Source organism: Rhizobium sp. FG113 (genome assembly GCF_057809895.1).
The window spans coordinates 21,642-47,995 of sequence record NZ_JBMDKV010000008.1 but is presented as its reverse complement, the minus strand read 5'-3'; the positions used below and the strand labels follow the sequence as shown (position 1 = coordinate 47,995).

Annotated in this window: 26 protein-coding genes and 1 riboswitch; of the genes, 14 read left to right on the top strand and 12 right to left on the bottom strand. The window is 61.6% G+C overall.

From position 1 onward, the window contains the following. The first annotated feature begins 90 nt into the window (after positions 1-90). On the top strand, positions 91-486 hold the full coding sequence (locus tag ACODTZ_RS19085) for an ester cyclase (protein ID WP_489027254.1): 396 nt from the start codon (positions 91-93) through the stop codon (positions 484-486). Between the two features lie 7 nt (positions 487-493). On the opposite strand, the gene ACODTZ_RS19080 is transcribed toward ACODTZ_RS19085, so the two are convergent. The 4 genes from ACODTZ_RS19080 to ACODTZ_RS19065 all read right to left on the bottom strand — a co-directional run bounded on the left by ACODTZ_RS19080 (position 494) and on the right by ACODTZ_RS19065 (position 4,467). Beyond that, a complete protein-coding gene (locus ACODTZ_RS19080; RefSeq protein WP_489027252.1) occupies positions 494-2,317 on the bottom strand; it encodes an ABC-F family ATP-binding cassette domain-containing protein in 1,824 nt (607 codons plus the stop codon). Positions 2,318-2,320: 3 nt separating this feature from the next. Further along, on the bottom strand, positions 2,321-2,977 hold the full coding sequence (locus ACODTZ_RS19075; protein WP_489027250.1) for a thiamine diphosphokinase: 657 nt from the start codon (positions 2,975-2,977) through the stop codon (positions 2,321-2,323). A 188-nt stretch (positions 2,978-3,165) separates the two neighbouring features. Continuing rightward, positions 3,166-3,846, bottom strand: a complete 681-nt coding sequence (locus tag ACODTZ_RS19070) for an OmpW/AlkL family protein (protein WP_489027248.1) — start codon at positions 3,844-3,846, stop codon at positions 3,166-3,168. 84 nt (positions 3,847-3,930) lie between these two features. Next, on the bottom strand, positions 3,931-4,467 hold the full coding sequence (locus ACODTZ_RS19065; protein WP_209234594.1) for a MarR family winged helix-turn-helix transcriptional regulator: 537 nt from the start codon (positions 4,465-4,467) through the stop codon (positions 3,931-3,933). A gap of 116 nt (positions 4,468-4,583) precedes the next feature. Between ACODTZ_RS19065 and ACODTZ_RS19060 the strand changes: the two genes are divergently transcribed. From ACODTZ_RS19060 to ACODTZ_RS19040, 5 genes are all read left to right on the top strand, one after another. Then, a complete protein-coding gene (locus ACODTZ_RS19060) occupies positions 4,584-6,116 on the top strand; it encodes an MDR family MFS transporter (protein ID WP_489027246.1) in 1,533 nt (510 codons plus the stop codon). Between the two features lie 72 nt (positions 6,117-6,188). Beyond that, a riboswitch (TPP riboswitch) is annotated at positions 6,189-6,304 on the top strand. Between the two features lie 80 nt (positions 6,305-6,384). Continuing rightward, positions 6,385-7,365: a thiamine ABC transporter substrate binding subunit gene (gene thiB / locus ACODTZ_RS19055; RefSeq protein WP_489027442.1), complete on the top strand. Its 981-nt coding sequence runs from the start codon at positions 6,385-6,387 to the stop codon at positions 7,363-7,365. Positions 7,366-7,378: 13 nt separating this feature from the next. Then, on the top strand, positions 7,379-9,025 hold the full coding sequence (gene thiP, locus ACODTZ_RS19050) for a thiamine/thiamine pyrophosphate ABC transporter permease ThiP (RefSeq protein ID WP_489027245.1): 1,647 nt from the start codon (positions 7,379-7,381) through the stop codon (positions 9,023-9,025). Beyond that, the gene (locus ACODTZ_RS19045; protein ID WP_489027243.1) at positions 9,018-9,734 is read left to right on the top strand and encodes a thiamine ABC transporter ATP-binding protein; all 717 of its coding nucleotides are present in this window, start codon (positions 9,018-9,020) and stop codon (positions 9,732-9,734) included. The genes thiP and ACODTZ_RS19045 overlap by 8 nt, the downstream gene beginning before the upstream one ends. Before the next feature lie 241 nt (positions 9,735-9,975). Further along, positions 9,976-11,520: a M48 family metalloprotease gene (locus ACODTZ_RS19040; protein ID WP_489027241.1), complete on the top strand. Its 1,545-nt coding sequence runs from the start codon at positions 9,976-9,978 to the stop codon at positions 11,518-11,520. Between the two features lie 59 nt (positions 11,521-11,579). On the opposite strand, the gene ACODTZ_RS19035 is transcribed toward ACODTZ_RS19040, so the two are convergent. The 5 genes from ACODTZ_RS19035 to ACODTZ_RS19015 form a co-directional block, all read right to left on the bottom strand. After that, positions 11,580-12,440 (bottom strand): RNA polymerase factor sigma-32, encoded by an 861-nt coding sequence (locus ACODTZ_RS19035; protein ID WP_018901866.1) that lies wholly within the window; start codon positions 12,438-12,440, stop codon positions 11,580-11,582. Positions 12,441-12,820: 380 nt separating this feature from the next. Next, a complete protein-coding gene (locus ACODTZ_RS19030) occupies positions 12,821-13,396 on the bottom strand; it encodes a CarD family transcriptional regulator (RefSeq protein ID WP_489027239.1) in 576 nt (191 codons plus the stop codon). A gap of 395 nt (positions 13,397-13,791) precedes the next feature. Further along, entirely contained in the window at positions 13,792-14,130 is a 339-nt protein-coding gene (gene fdxA, locus ACODTZ_RS19025) for a ferredoxin FdxA (RefSeq protein ID WP_026283614.1), read from the bottom strand. A 194-nt stretch (positions 14,131-14,324) separates the two neighbouring features. Next, complete coding sequence (locus ACODTZ_RS19020; protein WP_018901869.1) at positions 14,325-14,729, bottom strand: RNA-binding S4 domain-containing protein; 405 nt, start codon at positions 14,727-14,729, stop codon at positions 14,325-14,327. Positions 14,730-14,732: 3 nt separating this feature from the next. Beyond that, positions 14,733-17,837, bottom strand: a complete 3,105-nt coding sequence (locus ACODTZ_RS19015; RefSeq protein ID WP_489027237.1) for a helicase-related protein — start codon at positions 17,835-17,837, stop codon at positions 14,733-14,735. A gap of 680 nt (positions 17,838-18,517) precedes the next feature. On the opposite strand from ACODTZ_RS19015, the gene ACODTZ_RS19010 reads away from it, so the two are divergent. Both ACODTZ_RS19010 and ACODTZ_RS19005 read left to right on the top strand, forming a co-directional pair. Next, positions 18,518-18,673, top strand: a complete 156-nt coding sequence (locus tag ACODTZ_RS19010) for a DUF3309 family protein (RefSeq protein ID WP_081619995.1) — start codon at positions 18,518-18,520, stop codon at positions 18,671-18,673. A gap of 30 nt (positions 18,674-18,703) precedes the next feature. Next, positions 18,704-18,964 (top strand): YMGG-like glycine zipper-containing protein, encoded by a 261-nt coding sequence (locus ACODTZ_RS19005; protein WP_018901871.1) that lies wholly within the window; start codon positions 18,704-18,706, stop codon positions 18,962-18,964. Positions 18,965-19,059: 95 nt separating this feature from the next. Here the strand turns inward: ACODTZ_RS19005 and ACODTZ_RS19000 are convergent, their stop codons facing one another. From ACODTZ_RS19000 to efp, 3 genes are all read right to left on the bottom strand, one after another. Then, on the bottom strand, positions 19,060-19,440 hold the full coding sequence (locus tag ACODTZ_RS19000; protein WP_489027235.1) for a helix-turn-helix domain-containing protein: 381 nt from the start codon (positions 19,438-19,440) through the stop codon (positions 19,060-19,062). 17 nt (positions 19,441-19,457) lie between these two features. Then, entirely contained in the window at positions 19,458-19,769 is a 312-nt protein-coding gene (locus tag ACODTZ_RS18995; protein WP_047508931.1) for a type II toxin-antitoxin system HigB family toxin, read from the bottom strand. Between the two features lie 161 nt (positions 19,770-19,930). Continuing rightward, entirely contained in the window at positions 19,931-20,500 is a 570-nt protein-coding gene (gene efp, locus ACODTZ_RS18990; RefSeq protein WP_018901872.1) for an elongation factor P, read from the bottom strand. 151 nt (positions 20,501-20,651) lie between these two features. Here efp and epmA point away from each other — a divergent pair, with 151 nt between their 5' ends. The 6 genes from epmA to ACODTZ_RS18960 all read left to right on the top strand — a co-directional run bounded on the left by epmA (position 20,652) and on the right by ACODTZ_RS18960 (position 26,338). Beyond that, the gene (gene epmA, locus ACODTZ_RS18985; RefSeq protein WP_489027232.1) at positions 20,652-21,716 is read left to right on the top strand and encodes an EF-P lysine aminoacylase EpmA; all 1,065 of its coding nucleotides are present in this window, start codon (positions 20,652-20,654) and stop codon (positions 21,714-21,716) included. Then, positions 21,713-22,762: a lysine-2,3-aminomutase-like protein gene (locus ACODTZ_RS18980; RefSeq protein WP_489027231.1), complete on the top strand. Its 1,050-nt coding sequence runs from the start codon at positions 21,713-21,715 to the stop codon at positions 22,760-22,762. The genes epmA and ACODTZ_RS18980 overlap by 4 nt, the downstream gene beginning before the upstream one ends. A gap of 258 nt (positions 22,763-23,020) precedes the next feature. Beyond that, positions 23,021-23,272, top strand: a complete 252-nt coding sequence (locus ACODTZ_RS18975; RefSeq protein WP_018901875.1) for an acyl carrier protein — start codon at positions 23,021-23,023, stop codon at positions 23,270-23,272. Continuing rightward, complete coding sequence (locus ACODTZ_RS18970) at positions 23,272-24,453, top strand: acyl-CoA dehydrogenase family protein (RefSeq protein ID WP_489027229.1); 1,182 nt, start codon at positions 23,272-23,274, stop codon at positions 24,451-24,453. Before ACODTZ_RS18975 ends, ACODTZ_RS18970 begins: the two co-directional genes overlap by 1 nt. 5 nt (positions 24,454-24,458) lie before the next feature. Next, entirely contained in the window at positions 24,459-25,367 is a 909-nt protein-coding gene (locus tag ACODTZ_RS18965; protein WP_112942666.1) for an amino acid--[acyl-carrier-protein] ligase, read from the top strand. Between the two features lie 8 nt (positions 25,368-25,375). Further along, positions 25,376-26,338 carry a DUF1839 family protein gene (locus tag ACODTZ_RS18960; RefSeq protein ID WP_489027227.1) on the top strand — a complete coding sequence of 321 codons (963 nt, stop codon included), beginning with the start codon at positions 25,376-25,378 and terminating at the stop codon, positions 26,336-26,338. Positions 26,339-26,354 lie beyond the last annotated feature (16 nt).

The following is a 26,354-nucleotide window of genomic DNA, read 5'->3' as shown; positions in this document are numbered from 1 at the left end:
TTAGCGCTGGCCAATCAATGAAATGTGAGGGTTTCCGGCTCGGAGACGGGAGCTATCTGGCAGGGTATACCAATGGGTGGGAGAACTTGAATGCCGGAGACGAGACTTGCGGACATATATCGCGCCTATATCCATTGCCTGAATTCCGAGGATTGGGAAAACCTCGGCACCTATGTCGGGCAGGATGTGCGCTATAACGGCCAGATGGTTGGCCTCGATGGCTATCGGCAGGCGCGTGAGGCCGAGTTTCGCGGGATACCCGACCTCTATTTCGACGTCCAGATCCTGATCGCCGATGACACCACGGTGGCCAGCCGGCTGAATTTCGACATCAGCCCGCAAGGCACATTTCTCGGCTTGCCTGTCAACGGCAGGCGAATCTCGTTTTCCGAGAACGTGTTCTACGAATTTACCGAGGGCCAGATCGCGAAGGTGTGGTCGATCGTCGACAAGGCGGCGATCGAGGCTCAGCTTTCGGCGGTGTAGAGGGCGATCAGCCCTCCAGCTCTTCCCGGAGCATTTCGAGCTCCAGCCATTCCTCTTCCATCTTCACCAGGCTGTCGCGGAATTTCTCCATCTCGGCGGCCAGGCGGTTGAAGGTCGTGGGGTCCTTGGAGAAGAGGTTGGGGTCGGCCATCTTTTCCTCGCGCTTGGCGATCTCGGCTTCCGCCTTGGCCATCTCCTTGGGCAGGTTCTCGAGCGCGAATTTCTGCTTGAAGGAAAGCTTTCCCTTGCCCTTTGGCGCTTCGGCGGCGGGCGCCGCGTCCAGCGCTTTCGCCTTCTCGGCTTTCTCCGCCTTCTTGCGCTCGTCGGCGGCACCCTTGCGCTGCGCCAGCATGTCGGAATAGCCGCCGGCATATTCGATCCAGCGGCCATCGGGTGCATCGGGAACGGCCGGCGCGATGGTCGAGGTCACGGTGCGGTCGAGGAAGTCACGGTCGTGGCTGACGAGGATGACGGTGCCCGGGAAGCCTGCGACGACCTCCTGCAGCAGGTCCAGCGTCTCGATGTCGAGGTCGTTGGTCGGCTCGTCGAGGATCAGCAAGTTGGACGGCCGCGCCAGCATGCGGGCGAGCATCAGGCGGGCGCGCTCGCCGCCAGAGAGGTTCTTGATCGGCGTGCGGGCCTGCTCTGGCTGGAACAGGAATTCTTTCATGTAGCCGGTGACGTGGCGCTGCTCGCCGTTGACAAGCAGGTTCTCACCGCGCCCGTCGGTGAGATAATGCGCCAGCGTGTCCTCGGGGTTCAGATCCTCGCGCTTCTGGTCGAGCGTGGCGATCTCCAGATTGGTGCCGAGCTTGATGATGCCGGTGTCGGGCGGCAGCTGGCCGGTCAGCATCTTCAGGAGCGTGGTCTTGCCGGCGCCGTTCGGGCCGACGAGGCCGATGCAATCGCCGCGATGAACGCGGATCGAAAACGGCGTGACGATCGGGCGCTCGCCATAGGTCTTGGTGATCTTGTCGGCTTCGATGACGAGCTTGCCGGATTCCTGCGCATCGGAGACGGTCGCCTGCACGGTGCCCTGCGGCCCTTTGTGGCCGCGATAGCTGGCGCGCATCGTCTGCAGCTCGCCGAGGCGGCGCATGTTGCGCTTGCGGCGCGCGGTGACGCCGTAGCGCAGCCAGTGCTCCTCGCGCTCGATCGCCTTGCCGAGCTTGTGCTGCTCCATCTCCTCGGCTTCCAGAACCTGGTCGCGCCAGGCCTCGAAATGGGCGAAGCCGCGGTCGAGGCGGCGCGAGGTGCCGCGGTCGAGCCAGACGGTGGCGGTCGAGACCTTTTCGAGGAAGCGCCTGTCGTGCGAGATCAGGACCAGCGCGCTGCGGGTCTTCTGCAGCTCGCCTTCCAGCCATTCTATGGTGGGCAGGTCGAGATGGTTGGTCGGCTCGTCGAGAAGCAGGATATCGGGCTCTGGCGCGAGAACGCGGGCAAGTGCCGCGCGGCGCGCTTCGCCGCCCGAGAGGTTCTTCGGATCTTCCTCGCCGGTGAGGCCGAGATGCGACAGAAGATAGGTCACACGGTAGGGGTCGTCGCCCGGTCCAAGCCCAGCTTCCGCGTAGGCCTGCACGGTGCTGTAGCCGGCGAAATCGGGCGCCTGTTCGAGATAGCGCACGGTCGACGACGGGTGGCGGAACACCTCGCCGGACTGCGCCTCGACCATTCCGGCGGCGATCTTCAGCAACGTCGATTTGCCGGAGCCGTTACGGCCGACAAGGCAGATCTTGTCGCCGGGCTCCACCTGCAGGGCAGCGCCCGCCAGAAGTGGCGCGCCGCCGAAGCTCAGGAAGATATCGTCGAGTTTAAGGATAGGGGGCGCCAAAAATCAGACTCCGGAAAGATCGTAAGGGCGGGCGAGCACGATGGCGCGGCCGCTTTGAAGCGAGAAGCGCACGGGGCCTTCCGCGACATTGGAAATGGTGCGTGACGAGCCGAAGGGCAAATGGAAATCGCTGAGCGGATAGCGGGCGTTTTCGATGAAGAGGCCGCTGAGCTCGCTGAAGGCGGGAACGGAAAACAGGCTGTTCTTCGGCAGGTCGAGCGTGATGCTGCCCGCGATCAGCGGCACGGCTTCCTCCGTGCCTGAGGTGAGCAGCACATCGAGGCCGGTCTCTGCCAGACTGACAGCGTAGAGCAGGTGCTGCAGCGCGTGGTCGGAGCGGTCGCCTGAGAGGGCGCCGACGAGGATCAGCCTTGTCGCGCCGCGGGCTATCGCTTCCGATACGGCGATCTCGCCATCGGTGGCGGCCTTGGCGGCGGGGTAGGGTTTTCTCGGGATATTGGAGAAGGCCGCCGTCAGATCATCCGGCGTGGAATCGAAATCGCCGACCCAGAGCTCAGGCCTGACATCGAGCGCCAGCGCGTGCCGCATGCCACCATCGGCCGCGATGAAACGGCTGCCGGAGACGGCTGCGCGAAGGCGCTCCGTCATATGCAGCTCGCCGCCGAGCAGGATGGTGAAGGTGGATTGGCTCATGGGCATTGCCCATAGCGCAAAGCGGGGGAAAAGGGAAAGGGCGCGGACATGGTTTGTCCGCGCCCTCAAGCGTTTCTGCAATAAAGGTTGGCTAAAGCGCGTCGCGATCCTTCGGATTCGCTTGCCACGCTTTAAGCCTTTGTCTGTCGCATGTCGGTGCCGCAAAACCGCTGCACACTTTTGCGCGACATGCTTTAGAAGCGGTAGGTTACACCGGCGCCGATCAGCCAGGGATCGAGCTTGGCCTTGCCGGTCATGTCGGTGCCGCCGACGTTCACGTTGAAATCGGGACGCAGGAAGATCTTCTTGACGTCGACGTTGAGGCCCCAGTGCTCGTCGAACATGTAGTCGAAGCCGGCCTGGAGCGCGACGCCGAAGGTGTTGTCGATGTCGAGGCTCTGGGCGCTCTTGCCCTTCTCGTTGTAGAAGATGGTGTAGTTCAGGCCGGCGCCGACATAAGGCTTGAAGTTGCCGAAATCGTTGAAGTGATACTGCAGCGTCACCGTCGGCGGCAGCAGCCAGGTCTTGCCGACATCGCCGAGGCTTTCGATCGAACCCTTGCCGGTAACGTTGGCGAATGTCGTGCCGAGAATGAGTTCGGCGGCGATGTTGTCGGTGAAGAAGTAGGTGACGTCGAATTCAGGAACGACGGTGTCCGAATAGGAGAGATCCGAGCCAGGGACGCCGCCAACGTAGCCGGAATCCTGGGTGATAACGCCAAGCGCGCGCAGGCGGATCATCCAGGGACTCTGGCTCTGCGTCGCTTCCTGTGCCGCGGTCGGCTGGGTCAGGTCGGCGGACATGGCCGGATGGGCAGCGGCAACCAGAACGACGGCAGCGAACATGCCCTTTAGTTTTGCCAGGCGGCGTTTCATTCGATTCTCTCCTAGGTTTTATGGTCAGGGGGAGTTCTATGAAACGCGGCAAGGTAACTGTTTGATTCAGATCAATCTCTCGATCTATTTTCCGGCTTTTGGTGTCGCAGGCAAATGTTTGTCCGGCATGGCGAAAACGCGCTCGAAACCTGTCATGTACCGATCAAACAGCTCGGCAAAGTTTTTGGCGTCCTCGGACGACCAGTCGGAGACGACATCCTTGATGATCGCGAGCTTTTGAGATTTCAGTTCTGTGAGCAGGCTCCAGCCGGATGGCGTGATCACCACCAGGATCCGCCGGGCGTCCTGCTGAGATGCGGCGCGTTCGAGAACACCGCGGCCCACCATGTCGGCGACAATGCGGCTTGCGCGGGACGGATCGATGCGCATGGCCTCGGCAATCGTCCCCACGGTCACCTCGCCATTCCTGCGGGCGAGCTTGACGGCTTCGAGAACATCCAGATGCGAAAGCTCCAGATCCGGAGCCACCTTTTCGATGGCGAGGCGGGCAATCAGTCGTCGCCCCGTGATCATCCGCATACGGCTCATGCTTTGGCCGATATGGGCGATATCATCTTCGGTCGGCGTGGTGTCGGGGTCGATTTGCAAAGTATCTGTCATGAGGTGGAGGATAACAGAAGCGATCGGGGAGGAAAATATGCTGATGTCATTTACATGACGTTGACATTTATATGCTGATAGCACATAAATTGCGCCCCAACCAGAAAGATCGCCCCATGAATCCACAGATCGCAGCGCAGCCGCTGGTGACCGACCCCCGTCGTCGGCTCATTCTCTTTCTTTTCCTGATGACCGCCATGTTCATGGCCATGCTCGACAACCAGATCGTCGCCACGGCGCTTCCGACAATCGTCGGGGAGTTCGGGCATCTTGAGCGGTTCAGCTGGGTCGGCTCGGCCTATCTGCTGGCTGTCAGCGCGGTGATGCCGCTCTATGGCAAACTCGGCGATCTCTTCGGCCGCAAATATGTGATGATGGCCGCGATCCTGATCTTCACCGTGGGTTCGGCGGTTTGCGGGCTGGCGGTTTCGATGAATACGCTGATCGCCGCGCGCCTGCTGCAGGGTCTCGGTGGCGGCGGGATCATGGTGTCGATCTTCGCGGTGACGGCCGATCTCTTCGAGCCGCGCGAGCGCGCCAAATACCAGAGCTATGTCAGCCTTGTGCTGATGGCGTCGGGCGCTATCGGGCCCGTGCTCGGCGGCACGATGAGCGATCTCTTCGGCTGGCGCTCGATCTTCCTCGTCAATATTCCTATCGGTGTTGTCGTGCTCGGTGGCCTGGTTTTCATGCTTCCCTATCGCAAGCCGAACCGTCGTCCGACGATCGACTATGCCGGCGCCATTCTGCTGGCGCTGACGACGACAAGCATCGTTCTGGCCGCTGATGGCGCACAGGTGTTCGGCTCGCTGATCGCCCCGCTTAATCTCGCAATCATCGCTGCCGGCGTGGTCTTCCTGGTGTCGTGGGTGTTCGTCGAGCGCCGTGCCGCCGAACCGATCATTCCGCTGTCGCTGTTTCGCAATTCGACCTTCAGCCTGCTGCTGATCATGTCGATCATGAGCGGCGGCATCGCTATCGGCATGGTGAACTATTTCGCGCTCTTCCTGCAGACCACGACAGGGCTTTCTCCGTCCGCGGCCGGGCTGCTCTTCATCCTGTTGACCGGAGGCCTGATGTGCGGGTCGATCTCGGCCGGCCGGATCATCTCGGTGACGGGGCGCTACAAGCCGTTCGCCATCGCCAGCCTCAGCTGCAACGCCTTGGCCTTCGCGCTGTTGTCGCAGTTTCATGCCGGCACGCCGCTCATCTTCATCGGCGCGGTGATGACACTGCAGGGTGTCGGCGTCGGCCTGGCGCAACAGGTGCCGATCATCGGCGTGCAGAACGCGGCGCCGGTGCGCGATATCGGTGCGGCAACCGGCTCGGTGACACTGTCGCGCATGGGCGGGGCCTCTATCGCGATCTCGATCTACGGCGCGATCATCGGCTCGCAGCTTTCGCGCGTCGGTTCCTCCATCCCCGGCGTTGCCGATATCGAGCAGCTCACGCCGAAGATGCTGGCCGCCTTGCCGGAGGCCGCACGCCAGGCGGTTGCCGAGGCCTATGCCAATGCCTTCGTGCCGCTGTTCATTACGTCCTGCGGCATCGCGCTGATCGGGCTTGTGGCGGCCCTCATGCTGAAGCCGGTGCAACTGCCGCGTACAGGTGGCGCACCGGCGAAAGCGGCTGCCGAGGCCGCCGAATAGCCAACGAACTGGCAGACTGAACCTGGCCGACGTCCGCTCTTGCCAGACGCCGGCTACGGATATACACCTTGCGACGCTCTAACGGGGTGCCTCGTATCTTCAGGATGCTTGGCTGAGAGGCTTGCAAAAGCCAACCCGCGGAACCTGATCCGGCTAACACCGGCGGAGGGATTAGACGCGTGACACCAGGCACCGCCCTTTTCCCCTTCAATGAACCTAGAGGAGAGGTGTCATGACCCATTTCAAGACCTATGCGCTCGGCGCCGCCATGCTGTTGGCGGGCTTTTCGGCAACGGCAGCACACGCCGCCGACAAGACGCTCACCATCTACACCTATGAGAGCTTCACCTCCGAATGGGGTCCCGGCCCGAAGGTGAAGGCAGCGTTCGAGAAGACCTGCGGCTGCACGGTCAACTTCGTCAGCGTTGCGGATGGCGTGGCGCTGCTGTCGCGTCTGAAGCTCGAGGGATCGGGCACGAAGGCGGATGTCGTCCTCGGCCTCGACACGAACCTCATCACCGAAGCCAAGGCTACCGGCCTGTTCGATGCGAGCGGCGTCGACACCGGCGCGTTGCAAGTCCCCAGCGGCTTCAAGGATGATGTCTTCGTGCCCTATGACTACGGCCATTTCGCCGTGATCTACGACACGCAGACCTTCAAGACGCCGCCCGCGAGCCTGAAGGAACTGGTCGACGGCGATCCCGCGCAGAAGATCGTCATCGAGGATCCTCGCACCTCGACACCGGGCCTCGGCTTGCTCTTGTGGGTGAAGTCGGTCTATGGCGACCAGGCGCCGGAAGCCTGGGCGAAGCTCAAGAAGCGCGTGCTGACGGTGACGCCCGGCTGGTCGGAGGCCTATGGCCTGTTCACCAAGGGCGAGGCGCCGATGGTGCTCTCCTATACGACGTCGCCCGCCTACCACATGGTTTCGGAAAACACCGATCGCTACCAGGCGGCCGCATTCTCCGAAGGGCACTACATCCAGATCGAGGTCGCGGGCCTGTTGAAGAATGCGCCGGACAAGGTGCTGGCGCAGGACTTCCTGAAGTTCATGGTCACCCCAGGTTTCCAGGACACGATCCCGACCAACAACTGGATGATGCCGGTGTCCAAAACCTCGGAGCCGCTGCCGGATGCTTTCGGCAAGCTCGTCAACCCGTCGAAGACCTTCCTGATGAGTTCGGATGAGGTCGCCAAGAACCGCAAGGCCTGGATCGACGAATGGCTGGCCGCCATGAGCATGAATTGATGAGCATGAATTGATGCTTCTTGCGCCGTCCGAAAGACGATATGCGCTGGCCGGCGGGGCGCTCAGCCTCGCCGCCATTCTTGTCTTCGTGACGGTCGCTACGCTCTCGCTGCTGATCTCCACCGACGGCATGCCTGTCGGCGCGATCCTCTCCGACCCATACATCCTGCGCGTTCTGCGCTTCACGCTTCTGCAGGCGGCGCTTTCGACGCTGCTGTCGGTCGTGCTGGCCATCCCTGTCGCACGGGCGCTGGCGCGGCAGCCGCGATTTGTTGGCCGCATCTGGATCATCCGGCTGATGGCGGTGCCGATGGGGCTGCCGGTGTTGATCGGCGCACTCGGCCTGATCGGCATCTGGGGCCGGCAGGGTGTCGTCAACACGATGCTCTCGTGGACGGGTCTCGATCAACCCGTCAGCATCTATGGCCTGTCGGGCATTCTGCTCGCGCATGTGTTCTTCAATCTGCCGCTTGCCTGCCGGCTGATGCTGGCGGCGCTGGAGCGGGTGCCGGGCGAATACTGGCTGGTGGCGAGCGGTCTCGGCATGCGGCCGGTTTCCGTCTTCCGCTTCATCGAATGGCCGGTGCTGCGCTCTGTCATACCAGGCGTGGCGGGACTGATCTTCATGCTCTGCGCCACCAGCTTCACGCTGGTGCTGATGCTCGGCGGCGGACCGGCGGCGACCACGATCGAGGTGGCGATCTACCAGTCGCTGCGCTTCGATTTCGATCCCGGCCGCGCGGTGGGCCTGTCCCTGCTGCAGATCGCGTTGACGGCCGTGGTGCTCGGCATTCTGTCGCTGCTGCCGGCATCCGGAGATGCGGGACTGACGGCGGGCCGCACGATCCGGCGGCCCGATGGCACGCTGTTTGGTGCATGGATCGCCGATCGCGCGCTTCTCACGCTGGCTGTGCTGTTTCTCGGCTTGCCGTTGCTCTTCATCGTCATTGCCGGCCTGCGCGCCGATCTGGTGAAGCTCGTCGGCGAAGCGATCTTTTGGCGGGCGCTTGCCACCAGCGGCGTGATGGCGCTCTCGTCGGCCTTGCTGTCGTTCGCCCTGTCGATGCCGCTCGTGCGTGCGCGCCATACGCTTTCGCTTGAGAGGAGATCACGGCGCGGCGCGCGGTCCTTCTTTGCCGCCATGGGGGCTGCATCGTCGCTCGTGCTGCTCTTTCCGCCCATCGTTCTCGCCACGGGGTGGTTCCTGGCGGCGCGTGATGTCGGTGACGTCAATGTCGTGGCGCCGGTGCTTGTCGTCGTCATCAATGCGCTGATGGCGCTGCCCTTCGTCGTCAGGGTGCTGGAGCCGGCCTACGCAATCCACCAGCGCCGCACGCAGCGGCTGAGTGCCAGCCTTGGCATCTCCGGTCTTGCCAAGCTGCGACTGATCTCGTGGCCCGATCTGCGCAAGCCGGTGCTGACGGCGCTTTCTTTCGCCATGGCGCTGTCGCTGGGCGATCTCGGCGCTGTCGCGTTGTTCGGTTCGGATAGTTTCGTGACGCTGCCATGGCTGGTCTATTCCAGTCTCGGGAGCTATCGCACCAATGATGCCGATGGGCTGGCGTTGATCCTTGGCGTGATCTGCCTGCTATTGACGATTTCGGGCACGATGGGCGGGGTGGCGGATGAACCGAAGCGGGAGGCGCTATCGCATGACTGATGCCATCGAGATGCGCGGCGTGACGCTGCGGCTGGGCCAGAACTCATTCGTGTTCGATTGCGCGTTGCCTGAGGGCGCCGTCATCGGCGTTACCGGCGCGTCTGGCGCGGGCAAGTCGACCTTCCTCAATCTGCTGGCCGGTTTCGATACGGCGGATGCAGGGCAGATCCTATTCAAGGGCAAGGATATCGGCCATCAGCATCCGGCAGAGCGGCCCGTGTCACTGGTGTTCCAGGATAACAACCTCTTTGCGCATCTCGATGTCTTCACCAATATCGGGCTCGGCATTCATCCGGCGCTGAAACTCGGGGACACCGATCGGCGCGCGATCACGTCGGCGCTTGAGAAGGTCGGGCTGTCAGGCTTCGAAAAGCGAATGCCGGCGACGCTTTCCGGTGGCGAGCGGCAGCGGGTGGCGTTTGCCCGGGCGCTGGTGCGTCAGCGACCTATCCTTTTGCTCGACGAGCCCTTCGCCGCACTCGATCCAAGCCTGCGCCGCGACATGGCGGGGTTGCTTCTGGCGATGCATCGCGACAGCGGCAACACTGTTGTCATCGTGTCGCACGACGCCGACGAGATCAGGCGGATTGCCGACTATGCAATTTTCATTGATCAGGGAAGGGTCGCGGTTGCCGCACCGATCGAGCGGTTTTCGACCGGCGAGAACAATTCCGCGCTGCGGCAATTTCTCCGGATCGACGAATCTTAACAAGACAACGGCACTTTCGCCATAATTTGCGGCGACCCAGAGAACTCCTTAACCACGTTAGGCTTGCTAAAGTATAAAGCCGCCATATTTAGGCAGAGTCTCGCTATGCAACCGATGCGGAAATCAGCTAAAGCAAAGACTTGGGCCCTCGATTGTGCACTGCGGAAACGGGGGCGTACGCCTGTTGAACCTTGATGAAGACGACCGGGGCGCCATGACGGCGAGCCGGCCGAGAAGCGCGATGACTCGGGGAGCCAGACTGGACCGCATGACGACGTGGAAACTGCCCGCGCCTTCCAGTGATGTGTTCTTCGCAGCGTGCCGCTGGGCGCGACGGGCGTCGATCCTGTCCGCCTCCACCCTGGCGCTTTACGGCTGTCAGTCGGCGCTCGAACAATCCTATCAACCCAGTGTCGGCCCTTCGTCCAATCCGCAGATTGTCGACGAGGTGCAGAAGAACGATCCGCGTGCCGCCATGGGCGCGCGCGAGCATCCGCGCATCGTGGCCAGCTATGGCGGCGAATACAAGGACGCCAAGACCGAGCGGCTCGTGGCGCGTATTGCCGGTGCGCTGACGGCGGTGTCGGAAAATCCGAGCCAGTCCTACCGCATCACCATCCTGAATTCGCCCGCGATCAATGCGTTCGCGCTGCCCGGCGGCTATCTTTACGTGACCCGCGGTCTTCTGGCGCTCGCCAACGATGCGTCGGAAGTGGCCGCCGTGCTGTCGCACGAGATGGGCCACGTCACCGCCAATCACGGCATCGAGCGGCAGAAGCGCGAAGAGGCGGAAGTGATTGCCAGCCGCGTCGTCGCCGAAGTTTTGTCGAGCGATATCGCCGGCAAGCAGGCGCTGGCGCGCGGCAAGCTGCGCCTTGCCGCCTTTTCGCGCCAGCAGGAATTGCAGGCCGACGTCATCGGCGTGCGCATGCTCGGCGAAGCCGGCTACGATCCCTATGCGGCCAGCCGCTTCCTCGATTCCATGGCCGGCTACAGCCGCTTCATGTCGGTTGATCCCGATGCCGACCAGAGCCTGGACTTCCTGTCCAGCCACCCGAATTCGGCGCAGCGCATCGAACTGGCGCGCGATCATGCCCGCGCCTTCGGGCAGGAGGGCAAGGTCGGCGATACCGGGCGCGGATATTATCTCGACGGCATCGATGGCCTGCTCTACGGCGACAGCCCGGAAGAGGGCTATGTTCGCGGCCAGACCTTCCTGCATGGTGGTCTCGGCATCCGCTTCGACGTGCCGCCGGACTTCAAGATCGACAACAAGGTCGAGGCGGTCATGGCGACCGGTCCCGGCGATATCGCGATCCGCTTCGACGGCGTGGCCGACAACCAGAACCAGTCGCTGACCAATTACATCTCGAGCGGCTGGGTCACCGGGCTCGATCCGTCGACCATCCAGCAAATCACGGTCAACGGCATGGAGGCCGCCACCGCGCGCGCCAGTGCCGATCGCTGGGATTTCGACGTGACTGTCGTGCGCAACAACTCGCAGATCTTCCGCTTCCTCACGGCCGTGCCGAAGGGAAGCACCGCGCTGCAATCGACCGCCGATGTGCTCCGCTCCAGCTTCCGCCGCATGACGCCGGCCGAGGCCGCGTCGCTGAAGCCGCTTCGGGTTCGTGTGCTGACCGTGCAGCCGGGTGACAACATCACCACGCTCGCGGCGCGGATGATGGGGACGGATCGCAAGCTCGATCTGTTCAAGCTGATTAACGCCCTGCCGACCGGCGCGTCTGTCGCGCCCGGCGACCGCGTCAAAATCATCTCGGAATAAAAAGAGGCCCGGCTTGCGCCGGGCCAGTTGCATCACTGGGGAGTAATCTCGGGGATGTCTTAATGCGCGGCCATGTACGGGTCGGCGCTGACGAGCGCTGTGCGGAGCTTTTCCATCGCGCGGCTTTCGATCTGGCGGACGCGCTCCTTGGAGATGCCAAGGTCGGCGCCGAGCTCTTCCAGCGTCGCGCCATCTTCGGCAAGGCGGCGGGCGCTGATGATCTTCATCTCGCGTTCGTTGAGATGCGTGAGCGCGGAGGCAAGCCAGACACGGCGGCGTTCGCCGTCGATCATGTTGGTGACCTGTTCGTCGGGCAGCGGCTCGTTGCTGACCAGGAAGTCCATTTTCTCGGCGCTGTCGGCATCGCCAGACACTGATGGCGCCTGGAGCGAGGCGTCGTTGCCAGAAAGGCGCGCATCCATGGTCTGGACGTCGGAGAGGCTGACGCCGAGCGCTGCCGCGATCTCCTGGTGGATCGATTGCAGCGTCAGCTGCGTATCGCCCTTGGCGAGCTTGGCGCGCAGGCGGCGCAGATTGAAGAACAGCGCCTTCTGCGCCGAGCTGGTTCCGCCGCGTACGATCGACCAGTTGCGGAGAATGTAATCCTGGATCGAAGCGCGGATCCACCAGCTTGCATAGGTGGAGAAACGGACGTCGCGCTCCGGCTCGAAACGGGCGGCGGCCTCCAGAAGGCCGACATAGCCTTCCTGGACGAGGTCGCTCATGGGAAGTCCGAAGTTGCGGAATTTCGCGGCCATGGAAATGACGAGGCGCATATGCGCCATTGCGATCTGGTTGCGTGCCCCACGGTCGTCGTTGTGCTTCCAACGGACAGCGAGGTCGTGTTCTTCCTCGCGGGCAAGATAGGGAGCCGCCATGGCGATCTTGATCATGCGCCGGTCTGCAGACATGTTCTTCATATCGGTCTCCTGAGTTCAGACTTTTAGCCCTGAAAAAGGGCAAACAAGGCTTGCTTCCGGACATTGCGGACCGGATCAAATTCATGGCTGGAAGATATGAAGGCCCCTAACTCTGGACGTCTCAGAGAGAGGCCCTAGTTACTGCTATGTGCTGGTTATGCCGCGAGCCCAGACCGTTTTCTTCACGTTGCCAAATCGGCAATTTGTGGAAGGCATGATCCGCTCCTCGTCGCATCCTGACATGAAAACCGGACCTCCAGCGAAATTGCTTTCTCCCGGAAGTCCGTGGTGACAGTGTGTAAACGCGCGACCGTGGAAAAGGTTCCAATAAAAAAACCCGGCACGATGGCCGGGTTTTTTGGTGAGAAGAAAGCCTGAAATCAGGCTGCTTCTTCCTCTTCTGCTTCGTCTTCTTCCACAGCCTTGCCGCGCTTCGGACCCTTGTTCAGGTTCGTCTCGACGAGGCGGACAGCTTCGGTTTCCGAGAGCTTGTTGACGGCGGCGATTTCGCGCGCCATGCGGTCAAGCGCTGCTTCGTAAAGCTGGCGTTCGGAATAGGACTGTTCCGGCTGGTTTTCGGCACGATAAAGGTCGCGAACGACTTCAGCGATCGAGATCAGGTCGCCGGAGTTGATCTTGGCATCATATTCCTGCGCGCGACGGGACCACATGGTGCGCTTGACGCGCGCCTTGCCCTGCACGACCTTCAAAGCACGCTCGACGAAATCCGTCTCGGAAAGCTTGCGCATGCCAATGCTCATGGCCTTTGCGACCGGCACTTTCAGGCGCATCTTGTCCTTCTCGAAATCGATAACGAAAAGTTCGAGCTTCATCCCGGCAACTTCTTGCTCTTCGATGGCGCTGATGGTACCGACGCCATGAGCGGGGTACACGATCGATTCACCGGTCTTGAAACCAAGGCGGGCTGCTGAAGGCTTTTTCTGCTGGATCGTCATTCTTGTCAAAAACTCCCTGTTACGCTTCCGGCCAAGGCCGGAGCCGGGTCAGTCAGGCCCGGATGAGACGGTCGGATCCGTCGGGTGACTTTACTTCTGGTCCCACCGGGAAGAAGCAAGCATATTCAGACACGCAATCTTGGGGCGTGACAGCTCAAGATCATGATATGTCACGGAAATCGCGCTTGGATTTGTTTGCTTTCGTGGTGGTTTGGGGCATCCTTGATGCCGCAAAAGGAACAGTGTGTGAAAGTTACCACAAAAATATGAGGAAATCAATAATTTACTGCGTATGAGTCATGCGGGCAACACATGTCGCCCCCATAAGTCATGCATATCCGCCGTGAGATTGGGCAGATTCCGGCCCTGTCTCAGACTATAGTATCAACGGGCGATCAATCGCCGGCGCCGGGCTTTTCCGAGAAGTATTTCTCGAACTTTCCGGTCTCGCCATCCACGTCCTTGGCGCCATCCATCGCGTCCTTCTTGACGGTGATGTTGGGCCAGATGCTGGCGAACTCGGCATTGATCTTCAGCCACTTGTCGAGGCCCGGTTCGGTATCCGGCTTGATCGCCTCGGCGGGACATTCCGGCTCGCAGACGCCGCAGTCGATGCATTCGTCAGGATTGATCGCGAGGAAATTCTCGCCTTCATAGAAGCAATCAACGGGGCAGACTTCAACGCAATCGGTATATTTGCAGCGAATGCAGTTGTCGGTCACGACATAGGTCATGAAGAACTCCAGGATTTTCACGCAGACGGGGCCGGGCAACCTGGAACGTCGCGCCTTTCCCCTGGCCGGAGACGGACATGACCAGTCTTGGGAACTGCCACGCCATCCGGCAAGTTGCTTGTGAAGTATCGGCTTTGGTGCCGGATTTCAAGGATAAAGAAAGCGCGAAACAGCCGAGTTTGGAGACGGATTTTCTAATCGTCGTCCGACATCAGGCGGTCGATTGCGCGGCGCTCTTTCTTGGTCGGGCGTCCAGCGCCCGTATCGCGGGTCGCCTGCTCGTAGGGCGTCAGCTGTTTGCGGTCTTGCGCGGAGGGGGAGATGTCGTCGTAGAGGAGGCGGGCCTCCTCGAAAGGGCCGCGCCGCGCGCCACCGGATTTGACGATCAGAACGAACTCGCGGCGGTCGAGCGAGAGCTCGATCCTGTCGCCGGTCTTGATCTGGTGGCTTGGCTGGGAAACGCGCTCGCCGTTGATGCGCACATGCCCGGATTGAACATGGGCCTGCGCCAGCGAGCGCGATTTGATCATGCGCGTGAAGAACAGCCACTTGTCGATGCGCTGGCGCGAACCGCTTGATGGCTGTGTCTTCTCGCTCATCGATTACTTCTTCATCTGCTCCTTCAAGGCAGCGAGCTTGGCGAAGGGCGAATCCGGATCGACCGGCTTTTCCTTGCGCGGGGGCTTTGCCTCGAAGCGCAGCGGCTGGGAGCCGCCACGGTTGTTGTTGCGGTCGTCGCGACCCTTGCCGCCGCGGTCCTGACGGTCGCCGCGCTGGTCGTTGCGGCCCTGGTGCGGCTTGCCGCCGTCCTTGCCACGGTTCTGGCGGTTGCCGTCGCGGTTCTCGCCTTCGCCGCCCTGGCGACGATGGCCGTGGCCACGATCCTGGCGATCACCCTGACGCTCACCCTGGCGTTCGCCGCCACGACGCTCGCCATGGCCGCGTGCCTGGCGCTGGTTGCCGTCGGTGCGGCCGCCAAGACGCCAGAGCAGAACCGGCTTCGGCTCTTCGGCTTCGGCTGCAGCGACTTCGGTTGCGGGTGCAACTTCGGCAGATGCTTCGGTCGCAGTTGCTTCAGCGGCCGGTGCTTCGGCAACAGGGGCTTCGGCGGTTTCGGCGGCTGGCGCTTCCACAGCCGTCTCGTCAGCAGAGGCGCTGTCGGCGTCGTCGTGCTCGGCCGTTTCAGCGGCGGCGTCAGCGGTTGCTTCCGTCGTTGCAGCTGCGGCAGCCGGCGTCGCGGCGGCGTCCTGTGCTGCCAGATAGGTGGCTGCTTCCTCGGCCTTCACGGCGTCGGCGCGGTAGCCGAGACCCTTCAGGATCTCTTCCATGTCTTCGAGCGTGGCGCCGAGGATGGAGAGCATCGCCGTGGTCGTGGTGAAGCGGCGGCCGTCATACGCACCCTCTGGGCGGTTCGGCTGACCCGGCTTCCACTGCAGCAGCGGACGGATGATGTCGGCCAGGCGCTCGAGGATATCGACGCGAACGGCGCGCTTTCCAAGGAAGCGGAAGCCCGCCAGCTTGTAGAAATTGCGCTCATAGCTCGGATCGGTGACGACAGAGGTACGGCCGGCGGCCAGAACCGGAATGAGGTCGCCGTAGCCCGGCTTGTCGAGACCGTCATTTTTCAGCGCCCAGAGCAGCGTGATGAGTTCGGCCGGAGCCGGCTTCAGCAGTGCGGGGACGAAGATGTGGTAGGCGCCAAAGCGAACGCCATAGCGGCGCATCGAGGCGCGTGCGTCCTGATCGAGCGACTTGACCTCTTCGGTCACGTCGCGACGGAAGAGCACGCCGAGATTTTCCACCAGCTGGAACGCAAGACCCTTGGCGAGGCCCTGCAGGTCTTCAGCGCGCGACAGATCGTCGAGCGGCTTCAGCACGGTCGAGATGTGGTGATTGACGAAGCGCTCCAGGCGGGCGGCGACGTGGTCGCGCGCATTGCCGGTCAGCTGTTCGTCGGCAAGCAGGATCAAGCGCGGACGCATGATGTGCTCGGTGCCGGCCAGACGTGCCACGGGATCGCCGAGCCAACGGATCGAGCCGTCGGAGCCGATCGCCAGATCGCCGTTGCCGGACGCGTGAATACGCGCTGCGCGGGCTTCGAATTCCAAAGCAAGCGCCTTTTGCGAAGCAGCCTGGACAGCCTTCGCGTCCGGACCATCCGCTCCCGATACAGGCGTGAACCGGAAACCCGACAACTGCCCTACATGATGTCCTTCTACGAAGACATCGCCATTTACACTGATTTCAGCTTCCAGCATCGCATTCTCTCTCAGGCGCTTCATGAGCACAGATGTCCTGCGATCAACAAAGCGTTTCGTCAACCTTTCATGTAACGCATCGGACAATCGATCTTCGATTTCCCGCGTCTTTTCCTGCCAGTGTGTCGGATCGGCAAGCCAGCTGGGCCGATTCGATACATAGGTCCACGTCCTTATCTGCGCGATTCGCGCCGAAAGCGTGTCAATTTCACCGTCAGTTCGATCTGCGCGGTGCACTTGTTCGGCAAGGAAATTCTCATTTACCGTGCCATAGCGCACGAGATCGGAAAAGAGGGTCGCGATCAGATCGGCGTGCTGGGCCGGCGTAATGCGCCGATAATCCGGCAGCGCGCAGGCCTCCCACAGCTTTTCGACCCTTGCCGGCGTATCGGCCAGATCGCGAATCTCGGGATAGCGCGACAGCTGCTCGAGCGCCTGCTGGTCGACAGCCGGCAGCGCGCGCGTCAGGCCGGGTACGCGCGGCCCGGTTTCAAGGCTGGCGCGCAGCGTCTGGATCGACTTGAAATCGAGGTCCGTGGTGCGCCACTGCAGCATCTTGACGTTGTCGAAGTGGTGGCCCTCGATGCGGCCGACCAGCTCCTCGTCGAACGGGTCGACATGGCCCGTCACACCGAATGTGCCGTCGCGCAGATGGCGTCCGGCGCGGCCGGCGATCTGGGCGAGCTCGGCGGGATTGAGGTTGCGGAATTGGTAGCCGTCGAACTTGCGATCCTGGGCGAAGGCGACATGGTCGACATCGAGGTTGAGCCCCATGCCGATCGCGTCGGTCGCCACCAGATATTCGACGTCGCCGGCCTGGTAGAGCGCCACCTGGGCATTTCGAGTGCGCGGGCTCAGCGCGCCGAGAACGACAGCCGCGCCACCGCGCTGGCGGCGGATGAGCTCGGCGATCGCATAGACCTCGTCGGCCGAAAAGGCGACGATGGCGGAGCGCTGCGGCAGGCGAGTGATCTTCTTCTGGCCGGCGTAGAGCAGGTGCGACAGGCGCGGACGCTCGACGACGGTGATGCCGGGAAGCAAATGCTGGAGGATCGGCCGCATGGTCCCGGCGCCGAGTAGCAGCGTCTCGTCGCGGCCGCGCAGATGCAGGATACGGTCGGTGAAGATGTGTCCGCGCTCGAGATCGCCTGATAGCTGCACTTCGTCGATGGCAACGAAGGCGGCCTTGGTTTCGCGCGGCATGGCTTCGACGGTGCAGACCGAGTAGCGCGCATTCGGCGGCGAGATCTTCTCCTCGCCGGTCACCAGGGCTACGTTGTGGACACCAACCTTTTCGCAGACACGGGTATAGACCTCACGCGCGAGCAGGCGCAGCGGCAGGCCGATGATGCCAGTGCCGTGGGCAACCATCCGCTCGATGGCATAATGGGTCTTGCCTGTATTGGTTGGACCGAGCACCGCGGTCACGCCGCGCCCACTCAGTATCATCGGCTGCGATGTCAGTGTCTTTGTCCTGCAGACGGGGCGGGGGTGCCCCGGGGGTAAAACCAAGCTCCTGATCCGAAGCAGACAAACAAATGGACAGCCGCTGGCGCAAACGCAAGGGCTGATTTGAATTTCACCGGCGGATTTTAGCTCTCGCGAATAGCTTGTGGAATGCTCGCATAACGATTCGGAACAGCAGTAGAACGAATCGGAGACGAATCGCTGACTCCCGATGATTCAGGGTTTGTTCACTGCTAAGTATTGATTTTGAATCACTTTTTCCCACCAGATGCTGAATCGGATGATTCTCGCTTGGCGTGTACAGGCATTTTTGTTCGGCGGATAAGGAAGGGGCGCTCAGCCATGACTTCGGTCCCGCCCGAAATGTAAAAAATCCGTTTCGAAGCGTGCTCGATCAAATCCGGAACAAAGGGCAGACGAATCAGCGACTTTGCCAACTTCCCGGTTTGTTCACGACAACCTATTGTATTTTATGGAAATTTTAACCATAGGCGCAAATGCGCTTTTGGCGCCGCGCCTGCTATGCGTCAGCGCGAGGATGCCAGGTGACGTCGGCTTACCTGCTGAAAAATATTGTCCTCTTGGAAAAAATCGGCGGAACCAAAAGCCGGCTTACGTGTTTCTGGCTCATTCAAACTCGAAATGCGCTGAGGTCACGGGATATGCTTGGAACGATACTACTCATTATCCTTATTCTGCTTTTGCTCGGAGCCCTACCGAATTGGGGTTATAGTCGCAGCTGGGGCTATGGACCTTCTGGCGGTTTGGGCTTAGTTCTTGTGATTATTATCATTCTCGTACTCATGGGCCGCATCTAAAGCGCGCCAAAAACCCTGGGAGACATAGTTATGATGAAGAAGATTGTACTCATCGGCGCTCTGGTCGGCGCGCTCGCATCCTGCACGGCCACGGAACAAGGCACCGCGATCGGCGCCGGCACCGGCGCTGTGATCGGCGGCGCTGTCAGCCACAGCTGGGGTGGTGCGGCCGTTGGCGCCGTTGCCGGCGGTCTCGCCGGCGCGCTCATCGGCCAGTCGGTCGAACGCCGCGGCTACTGCGTCTACCGCGACCGCTACGGCCGCCGCTACGAAGCACGTTGCCCGCGCTAATGGGTTTGGCCTGAGCGATCGGGCCTATGGATAAGATAAAGGCGTCGGTTTTCCGGCGCCTTTTTTGTTGCGATTCCGCATTGCGCCAGACGCCATCAGGCGGCAATTTCGCCGATCAGCGCGCCCGCCGGAATATTCCATTCCCTGCTAAGCTTTCTGATCTGGTCCAGGTTGATTTCCCGCTTGCCATTCAAAAGATCGGCCGCTCGCGCCTTGGAGCCAATCACGGCCACCAGATCGGCACGGCTGTAATTGTTGGCCGCCATCACCGATTTAATCACCTCGACTGGGCTTGCGACCGGTATTGGGTAATGCTTGGCTTCATATTGCTCGATCAGCAAGACGAGCGCATCGAAATGAGCGGCCGCATCGGACCCTTCGTCGGGTTCGTTTTCGAAATATGGCCTGACTTCCTGCAAGGCGGCATTGTATTCGTCCTCGCTCTGAAGCGTTCGAAAGGTCTTCAAGTCGAGCATATCGATCTCCATTGACGTCAGAGTTTATGCACGTCGATCGCGTCATACTGGGCGTGGGTTCCAACAAACAGTACGAAAATCCGTTTTGTTCGAAACGCGACGAGGCCCACTATTCGGTACTTGTTGCCGCCGACGTCGAAAATGACCTTGTTGCCGGCAACAATATCGGCCGAATTGAACGTCTTCTTCAGTTCGCCGAAGTTGCTCCAATTTGCCTTGGACGCTGCCGTGTACCACTCGGTCATCGCAGCTTCGGCGGTTTGTCTCGGCGCGCCTTTCGGCAGGCTATTCCAGAAATTGACCAAGGCGGACTTAGCGATGACGTTCACTTTCCCTCCTATATAGCTCGTTCCCAATTTGGAAACAAGGAGAGTGTTTCCAAATTGGGAACTCATCGATCGCTTAACAGATCACAATCTGCATCCAACGCCAAAGAAAAAGGCCGCATCGCGCAAGCGATACGGCCTTTGAATCTTCAGTCCAGCGCCGATTAGTTCTTGGCGCGCTCGACGTAGGAGTTGTCTTCGGTCGCGATGACGACGCGGGTGCCGGCGTCGATGTGCGGGGGAACCGAGGTGCGGACGCCGTTGGAGAGCATAGCCGGCTTGTAGGAAGACGATGCCGTCTGGCCCTTGACGACCGGCTCGGTCTCGGTGATCTCGAGCGTCACGTGGCGCGGCAGCTGCAGGGCAAGCGCTACACCTTCGTGCATCGACAGGATGCAGACCATGCCTTCCTGCAGGTAGGCCTTCTGGTCGCCCATGGTTTCGACGTCGACGACGACCTGGTCATAGGATTCCGGGTTCATGAAGTGGAAGCCTTCGCCGTCCTCGTAGAGGAACTGGTGGTTGACGTCTTCCACAAAGGCGCGCTCGACCTGTTCGGTCGTGCGCCAGCGCTCGGAGACCTTCACGCCATCGACGATGCGGCGCATGTCGACCTGGGTGACCGGCGTGCCCTTGCCCGGGTGGAAGTTGTTGGCCGTCAGAACGACGTAGAGCTTGCCGTCCACATCGAGGACGTTGCCCTTGCGGACGGAAGAGGCGATGACCTTGACCATAAGAGTTCCTTGTAACTCGGCTTTTGGCGTCGTAGAGGACTGTCGAAATGGCCCCGGAGACGCAATCAGGTGTTCTTTGGGGGCGCAACTAACCTAAAATCCGGCAAATAGCCAGCCCTTGCGTTGGTTGATCCGGTCAGGACAGCATTCGATGAAACCCTCGATCGCCAAAGCGTCGCCCTGGTGGACGCCCAGTGTGCATGCCGACCGCCGGCCGTTCCTGATCGGACGCAACCGGATTCAGGCGGCTCTGCGCGGCTATTTCGCGCGCGAGGACTTTATCGAGGTGGATACGGCCACACTGCAGGTGTCGCCTGGAAACGAGGCGCATCTGCATGCCTTTGCCACCGAGGCGCTGACCACGGATGGGCAGGCCGCACCGTTTTATCTGCACACCTCGCCCGAATTCGCCTGCAAGAAGCTGCTTGCGGCCGGCGAGGAGCGCATCGCCTGTTTCGCGCATGTCTATCGCAACCGCGAGCGCGGGCCGCTGCATCATCCCGAGTTCACTATGCTCGAATGGTATCGCACCGGCGAGAGCTATGAGAGCCTGATGATGGACTGCGTGCGCATCGTAGCACTTGCGGCCGAGACCATGCAGACGACGATGCTGAGCTATCGCGAGACTAACTGCGATCCCTTCGCCGGGCCGGAGCGCCTGAGCGTAGCCGAGGCGTTCCGTCGTGATGCCGATATCGATCTTCTGGGCTCGGTCAGCGCCGATGGCTCGACGGACCGTGAGCATCTGGCGGCCGAGATACGGCGCAACGGCATGCGCGTTGCCGAGGACGACCAGTGGGCCGATCTCTTCAGTCGCGTGCTGGTCGAGAAGGTCGAGCCGCATCTTGGCATGGGGCGGGTGACGATCCTTGATGAGTATCCGGTCTGCGAAGCCGCCCTCGCACGGCCATCAGCGGCCGATCCCCGTGTGGCCGAGCGTTTCGAGGTTTATGCCTGCGGCGTCGAGCTGGCGAACGGCTTCGGCGAGCTGACCGATCCCGTCGAGCAGCGCCGCCGCTTCGAGATCGAGATGGCGGAGAAAAAGCGCATCTACGGCGAGACCTATCCGATCGACGATGATCTGCTCGACGCGTTGGCTATCATGCCTGATGCCAGCGGCATCGCGCTCGGCTTCGACCGGCTGGTGATGCTGGCAACGGGCGCGCGGCGGATCGATCAGGTGCTGTGGGCGCCGGTGGCGGAGTACGGGCAGTGACGATCACCCGGCCGATCAAGACGGTGGACGAGCTCGCCAGTGCCGGGCTCATCCTCGACCGCGAGGCGCTGGACGAGGTCGAGGCGCGCTATGCGATCGCGGTGACGCCGGCGATGGCGCGGCTGATCGACTATGACGATCCCAATGACCCGATCGCGCGCCAGTTCGTGCCTGATGCCGCCGAGCTCATGATGACGCCGGAAGAGCGGGTCGATCCGATCGGTGACCACGCGCACAGCCCCGTCGAGGGCATCGTTCACCGCTATCCCGATCGGGTGCTTCTGAAGGCGGTGCATGTCTGTCCCGTCTACTGCCGCTTCTGCTTCCGCCGCGAGATGGTGGGGCCACAGGGGCTGGGGACGCTCGATCCGGCCGCGATGAAGGCAGCCTTCGATTACATCAGAGGCCATGACGCGATCTGGGAAGTCATCCTCACCGGCGGCGATCCGCTGGTGCTGTCGCCGCGCCGGCTGCGGGATATCCTCGAACAGCTCAAAGATATCGATCACGTCAAGATCGTGCGCTTTCATAGCCGCGTGCCGGTCGTCGACCCTGACAGGATCGATGCGGCGTTGATCGAGGCGCTGAAGGCGAGCGGCAAGACCACCTATGTCGCGCTGCATGCCAACCACCCGCGCGAGCTTACGGCCGAGGCGCGCGCCGCCTGCGCCCGGCTCATCGATGCCGGCATCGTCATGGTCAGCCAGTCGGTGCTGCTCAAGGGCGTCAACGATGATCCCGATGTTCTGGCGGAGCTGATGAAGGCCTTCGTTGAGACGCGGGTGAAACCCTATTATCTGCATCACCCCGATCTCGCGCCTGGTACCAGCCATTTCCGGCTATCGGTCGAAGAGGGGCAGGCGATCGTCGCTTCCTTGCGTGGTCGCATCTCTGGATTGTGCCAACCGACCTATATTCTGGATATTCCAGGAGGATACGGCAAAGCCGATATCGGCCAAAACTCGATCCGCAGAAACGCGGAGGGTTGCTATTCGGTTTCCGACTACAACGGACAAGAGCATATCTACCCGCCGCGCGGGAGTTAACTGTTCCGTTCTTCGTTTCATTTCAGCACTTGCGGTCATCCGTGCCTGCGCCAAGCGTTGTTTAAGCTATTCTCGCAAAGCAATGATCCGATTTGCTTTATCTCTACTGATCAGCCGAAGATGCTAAATTCTTAGCTTTTCATCGTGGCCAGATTTAACCACATGCCTTAGCGGAATATTGGTTTTTCCTCCTTAAAAGCACCTCCATGACAGGGCGATGAGCGCCCGCTCTGGTTATGACAGCTTGGAGATGTGAGGATGAATACGACGATCCGCGAACTGCTTGCGAAATTCGGCAAGCTGCCTGTGGCCATCGACACCGTGGCTGACGATGCCGATCTTTACGCGGCGGGGCTCACCTCCTTCGCATCGGTTCAGCTCATGCTCGGCATCGAGGACGCCTTCGATATCGAGTTCCCGGACAATCTCCTCAATCGCAAGTCCTTCGCCAGTATCTCGGCCATCGCCCGGACCGTTGATCTGATCAAGGATAGCCGGAAGGTCGCCTGATGAACTTCCCGGTCAAAATCACGGAAGACAGTTTTGCAGCAAGGGCTGCCCGCGTTGCCGCCATTGCGGCGAAATTCGCGGACGCCGTCGATTTTGAAGGCCGGTTTCCTCAGGAAGCGGTGGATGCGATGAAGGCGGAGCGCCTGCTCAGCATCCAGATTCCCCGCAGCCTCGGTGGCGAAAGCGCAACGACGACCGAGATCGCCGAGCTCTGCTCGATGCTCGGCCAGGCCTGCGCCGCCAGCGCCATGGTCTTCGCCATGCACCACATCAAGCTTTCCAGCCTCGTCGAGCATGGGGCGGATAGCGCGTGGCACGCCGATTTCATGCGCCGCATCGCCGCCGAGCAGCTGCTGATCGGGTCGGCGACGACCGAAGGCGGCATCGGCGGCAATCTGCGCAACAGCATCTGCGCCATCTATGTCGAAGGCGGCGTTTGCCGTCTCGAAAAGGATGCGACGGTCATTTCCTATGGCGCCCATGCCGATGCAATCCTGATCACCTCGCGCGCCCATGCCGATGCGGCGCCTTCCGATCAGGTGCTGACGGCATTTCTGAAAGATCAGTACACGCTCGAAAAGACGCATGCCTGGAACACGCTCGGCATGCGCGGCACCTGCTCCGACGGCTTCCTGTTCAAGGGTGAAGCACCGGCGAGCCAGATCCTGCCGAAGCCTTTCGCCGAGATCGCGGCGCAGTCGATGCTGGCGTCCTCGCACCTGCTCTGGAGCGGCGTGTGGTACGGCATCGCCATCGATGCATTCTCGCGCGCGCAGGCCTTCGTGCGCGCCGCTGCCCGCAAGTCGCCGGGTGCGCCTCCTCCGGGCGCACTGCGTCTCGCCGAAGTGTCGAACCTGTTGCAGATGGTGAAGTCCAACGTCGTCGCCGGCCTCAAGGCCTACGAGGATGCCAAGGCCGATCCCGACAAGCTGTCGTCCATGGCGTTTGCCGTGGCGATGAATAACGTCAAGATCGCATCGTCGGAAACGATCCTTGAGATCGTCAACCACGCCATGCTGATCTGCGGCATCATGGGCTACAAGAACGGCACGCCGTTCAGCCTCGGACGGCATCTGCGCGATGCGCATTCCGCCCAGCTGATGATTTCCAACGACCGCATCCTTGGCAACACGTCGAGCATGCTCCTTGTCCACAAGCAGGACACTAGCCTACTGGGGTGACTCACATGGATATGCAGACCTCCTTTCTGGACCGGCTCTTTGAATCCGGCCTTCTGATTGATATGGGCGTCGATGGCCTCTATGGCCGCAGCGGCCAGTTCGAGGACGTGATCGCCGCCTTCGAGCGCCTGATCGATCGCTTCGGCGGCGCGGACGGCGCGGAAGCGATGCGCTTTCCGCCGGGCATGAACCGCGAGATCTTCGAAAAGAGCGGTTATATGAAGAGCTTCCCGCAGCTGGCCGGCACGGTCCACAGCTTCTGCGGCAACGAGCTCGACCACATGAACCTGTTGCAGTGCATGGAAGTGGGCGACGACTGGACCAAGGGCCAGGAAGCCACCGAAATCGTTCTGACGCCGGCCGCCTGCTATCCGCTCTACCCGACGGTCGCCCGCCGCGGCAACCTGCCGAAGGACGGCGCGCTGTTCGATCTGCAGTCCTATTGCTTCCGCCATGAGCCGTCGCGCGATCCGGCCCGCCAGCAGCTGTTCCGCATGCGCGAATATGTCTGCATGGGCACCGAACTGCATGTCACCGACTTCCGCCAGAAGTGGATGGATCGCGGCCTTGAGATGATGAAGCTCGTCGGTCTCGACGTCACCATCGATGTCGCTAACGATCCGTTCTTCGGCCGCGCCGGCAAGATGATGGTCAACAACCAGCGTGACCAGAACCTGAAGTTCGAGCTTCTGATCCCGATCACCTCGACGGCCAATCCGACGGCCTGCATGAGCTTCAACTTCCACCAGGATTCCTTCGGCCAGAAGTGGGGCCTGAACCTCGAGGACGGCAGCGTCGCCTTCACGGCCTGCGTTGGCTTCGGGCTGGAGCGCATCGCGCTGGCGCTGTTCCATCACCATGGCCTCGACGTCAAGCTGTGGCCGGCCTCGGTGCGCCAGGCGCTCTGGGGCTAAGGGAAACGATGGCATCCGTCTTCCCGGGGATCAGCCCGGACAGCTATTCCCCACATGCGCTGCATTCCATGGAGCGCATGTGGCCGGAGACCAATTGCTATATTGACCTCTGGATCGAAGTGTTGAGCACGCTTGGGCTCGCGCCGGAGGCGATGCTTGGTTTCACGCTCGGTCAGGATTTCGAGGGCGACCAGTTCACCTTCTTCAAGGTGCCGCTCGAGGATCTGGAAGCGCTCTACGGTATCAAGGTCACCGAGCTTGCGATCTTCGACAAGGTCGAGCGGCATGTCGCGACGCAGATTGCGCGCGGGCGTCTATGCCTGATCGAGATGGACAGCTTCTACATGCCAGACACGCATGGCACCGCCTACCGGCAGGAGCACGGCAAGACGACGGTTGCCATCAATCGGCTGGACATGGCCGGAAAGCGTGTCGACTACTTCCATAATGGCGGCTTCTTTTCGCTTGAGGGCGAGGATTTCGACGGGCTGTTCCAGCTCAATCTTCGCGACGAGGATCCGCAGTTCCTGCCCTATACCGAGTTCGCCAAGTTCCCCGACGCGCCTGTTGATCCGCAGGCGACGCGCGGCGTCTCGCGCGCGCTGCTGTCTTCGCATTTCGCCCGCCGCCCGCGCGAAAACCCGATCCGCGCTTTCGCTGGCGTCTTTCCAGAGCAGGTCGAGGCGGTGGCCGAGCGGCCCTTCGGCTTCTTCCACAAATACGCCTTCAACACGCTGCGCCAGTTCGGTGCCAATTTCGAGCTCTTGGCCGATCATCTGGCCTGGCATTCGGAGGCCGAATTCGGCGAGGCCGCCGAGCATGCACGCAAGCTGTCGGAGGCCGCGAAATCCGTGCAGTTCCAGCTGGCACGTGCCGTCACGCGCAAGAAGTTCGAGCCGCTAGCAACCGCGCTTGATCCGGCGGCCGATGCGTGGGATTCGATGATGGCTTCGCTCACGAAACGTCTTTGAAGCCGGAGGCCTGATC

What these genes read in the sequence shown, in the direction of transcription:
- fdxA (WP_026283614.1), bottom strand. Translation starts at nt 14,130, where the DNA reads ATGACCTATGTCGTGACCGACAACTGCATTCGCTGCAAATATACCGAT.
- ACODTZ_RS19015 (WP_489027237.1), bottom strand. Translation starts at nt 17,837, where the DNA reads ATGATACTGAGTGGGCGCGGCGTGACCGCGGTGCTCGGTCCAACCAAT.
- epmA (WP_489027232.1), top strand. Translation starts at nt 20,652, where the DNA reads ATGAAACCCTCGATCGCCAAAGCGTCGCCCTGGTGGACGCCCAGTGTG.
- efp (WP_018901872.1), bottom strand. Translation starts at nt 20,500, where the DNA reads ATGGTCAAGGTCATCGCCTCTTCCGTCCGCAAGGGCAACGTCCTCGAT.
- ACODTZ_RS18965 (WP_112942666.1), top strand. Translation starts at nt 24,459, where the DNA reads ATGGATATGCAGACCTCCTTTCTGGACCGGCTCTTTGAATCCGGCCTT.
- ACODTZ_RS19020 (WP_018901869.1), bottom strand. Translation starts at nt 14,729, where the DNA reads ATGAGCGAGAAGACACAGCCATCAAGCGGTTCGCGCCAGCGCATCGAC.
- ACODTZ_RS19070 (WP_489027248.1), bottom strand. Translation starts at nt 3,846, where the DNA reads ATGAAACGCCGCCTGGCAAAACTAAAGGGCATGTTCGCTGCCGTCGTT.
- ACODTZ_RS19010 (WP_081619995.1), top strand. Translation starts at nt 18,518, where the DNA reads ATGCTTGGAACGATACTACTCATTATCCTTATTCTGCTTTTGCTCGGA.
- thiB (WP_489027442.1), top strand. Translation starts at nt 6,385, where the DNA reads ATGCTGTTGGCGGGCTTTTCGGCAACGGCAGCACACGCCGCCGACAAG.
- ACODTZ_RS19030 (WP_489027239.1), bottom strand. Translation starts at nt 13,396, where the DNA reads ATGACGATCCAGCAGAAAAAGCCTTCAGCAGCCCGCCTTGGTTTCAAG.
- ACODTZ_RS19060 (WP_489027246.1), top strand. Translation starts at nt 4,584, where the DNA reads ATGAATCCACAGATCGCAGCGCAGCCGCTGGTGACCGACCCCCGTCGT.
- ACODTZ_RS19000 (WP_489027235.1), bottom strand. Translation starts at nt 19,440, where the DNA reads ATGCTCGACTTGAAGACCTTTCGAACGCTTCAGAGCGAGGACGAATAC.
- ACODTZ_RS18975 (WP_018901875.1), top strand. Translation starts at nt 23,021, where the DNA reads ATGAATACGACGATCCGCGAACTGCTTGCGAAATTCGGCAAGCTGCCT.
- ACODTZ_RS19085 (WP_489027254.1), top strand. Translation starts at nt 91, where the DNA reads ATGCCGGAGACGAGACTTGCGGACATATATCGCGCCTATATCCATTGC.
- ACODTZ_RS19035 (WP_018901866.1), bottom strand. Translation starts at nt 12,440, where the DNA reads ATGAAGAACATGTCTGCAGACCGGCGCATGATCAAGATCGCCATGGCG.
- thiP (WP_489027245.1), top strand. Translation starts at nt 7,379, where the DNA reads ATGCTTCTTGCGCCGTCCGAAAGACGATATGCGCTGGCCGGCGGGGCG.
- ACODTZ_RS19040 (WP_489027241.1), top strand. Translation starts at nt 9,976, where the DNA reads ATGACTCGGGGAGCCAGACTGGACCGCATGACGACGTGGAAACTGCCC.
- ACODTZ_RS18960 (WP_489027227.1), top strand. Translation starts at nt 25,376, where the DNA reads ATGGCATCCGTCTTCCCGGGGATCAGCCCGGACAGCTATTCCCCACAT.
- ACODTZ_RS18970 (WP_489027229.1), top strand. Translation starts at nt 23,272, where the DNA reads ATGAACTTCCCGGTCAAAATCACGGAAGACAGTTTTGCAGCAAGGGCT.
- ACODTZ_RS19005 (WP_018901871.1), top strand. Translation starts at nt 18,704, where the DNA reads ATGATGAAGAAGATTGTACTCATCGGCGCTCTGGTCGGCGCGCTCGCA.
- ACODTZ_RS19065 (WP_209234594.1), bottom strand. Translation starts at nt 4,467, where the DNA reads ATGACAGATACTTTGCAAATCGACCCCGACACCACGCCGACCGAAGAT.
- ACODTZ_RS19075 (WP_489027250.1), bottom strand. Translation starts at nt 2,977, where the DNA reads ATGCCCATGAGCCAATCCACCTTCACCATCCTGCTCGGCGGCGAGCTG.
- ACODTZ_RS19045 (WP_489027243.1), top strand. Translation starts at nt 9,018, where the DNA reads ATGACTGATGCCATCGAGATGCGCGGCGTGACGCTGCGGCTGGGCCAG.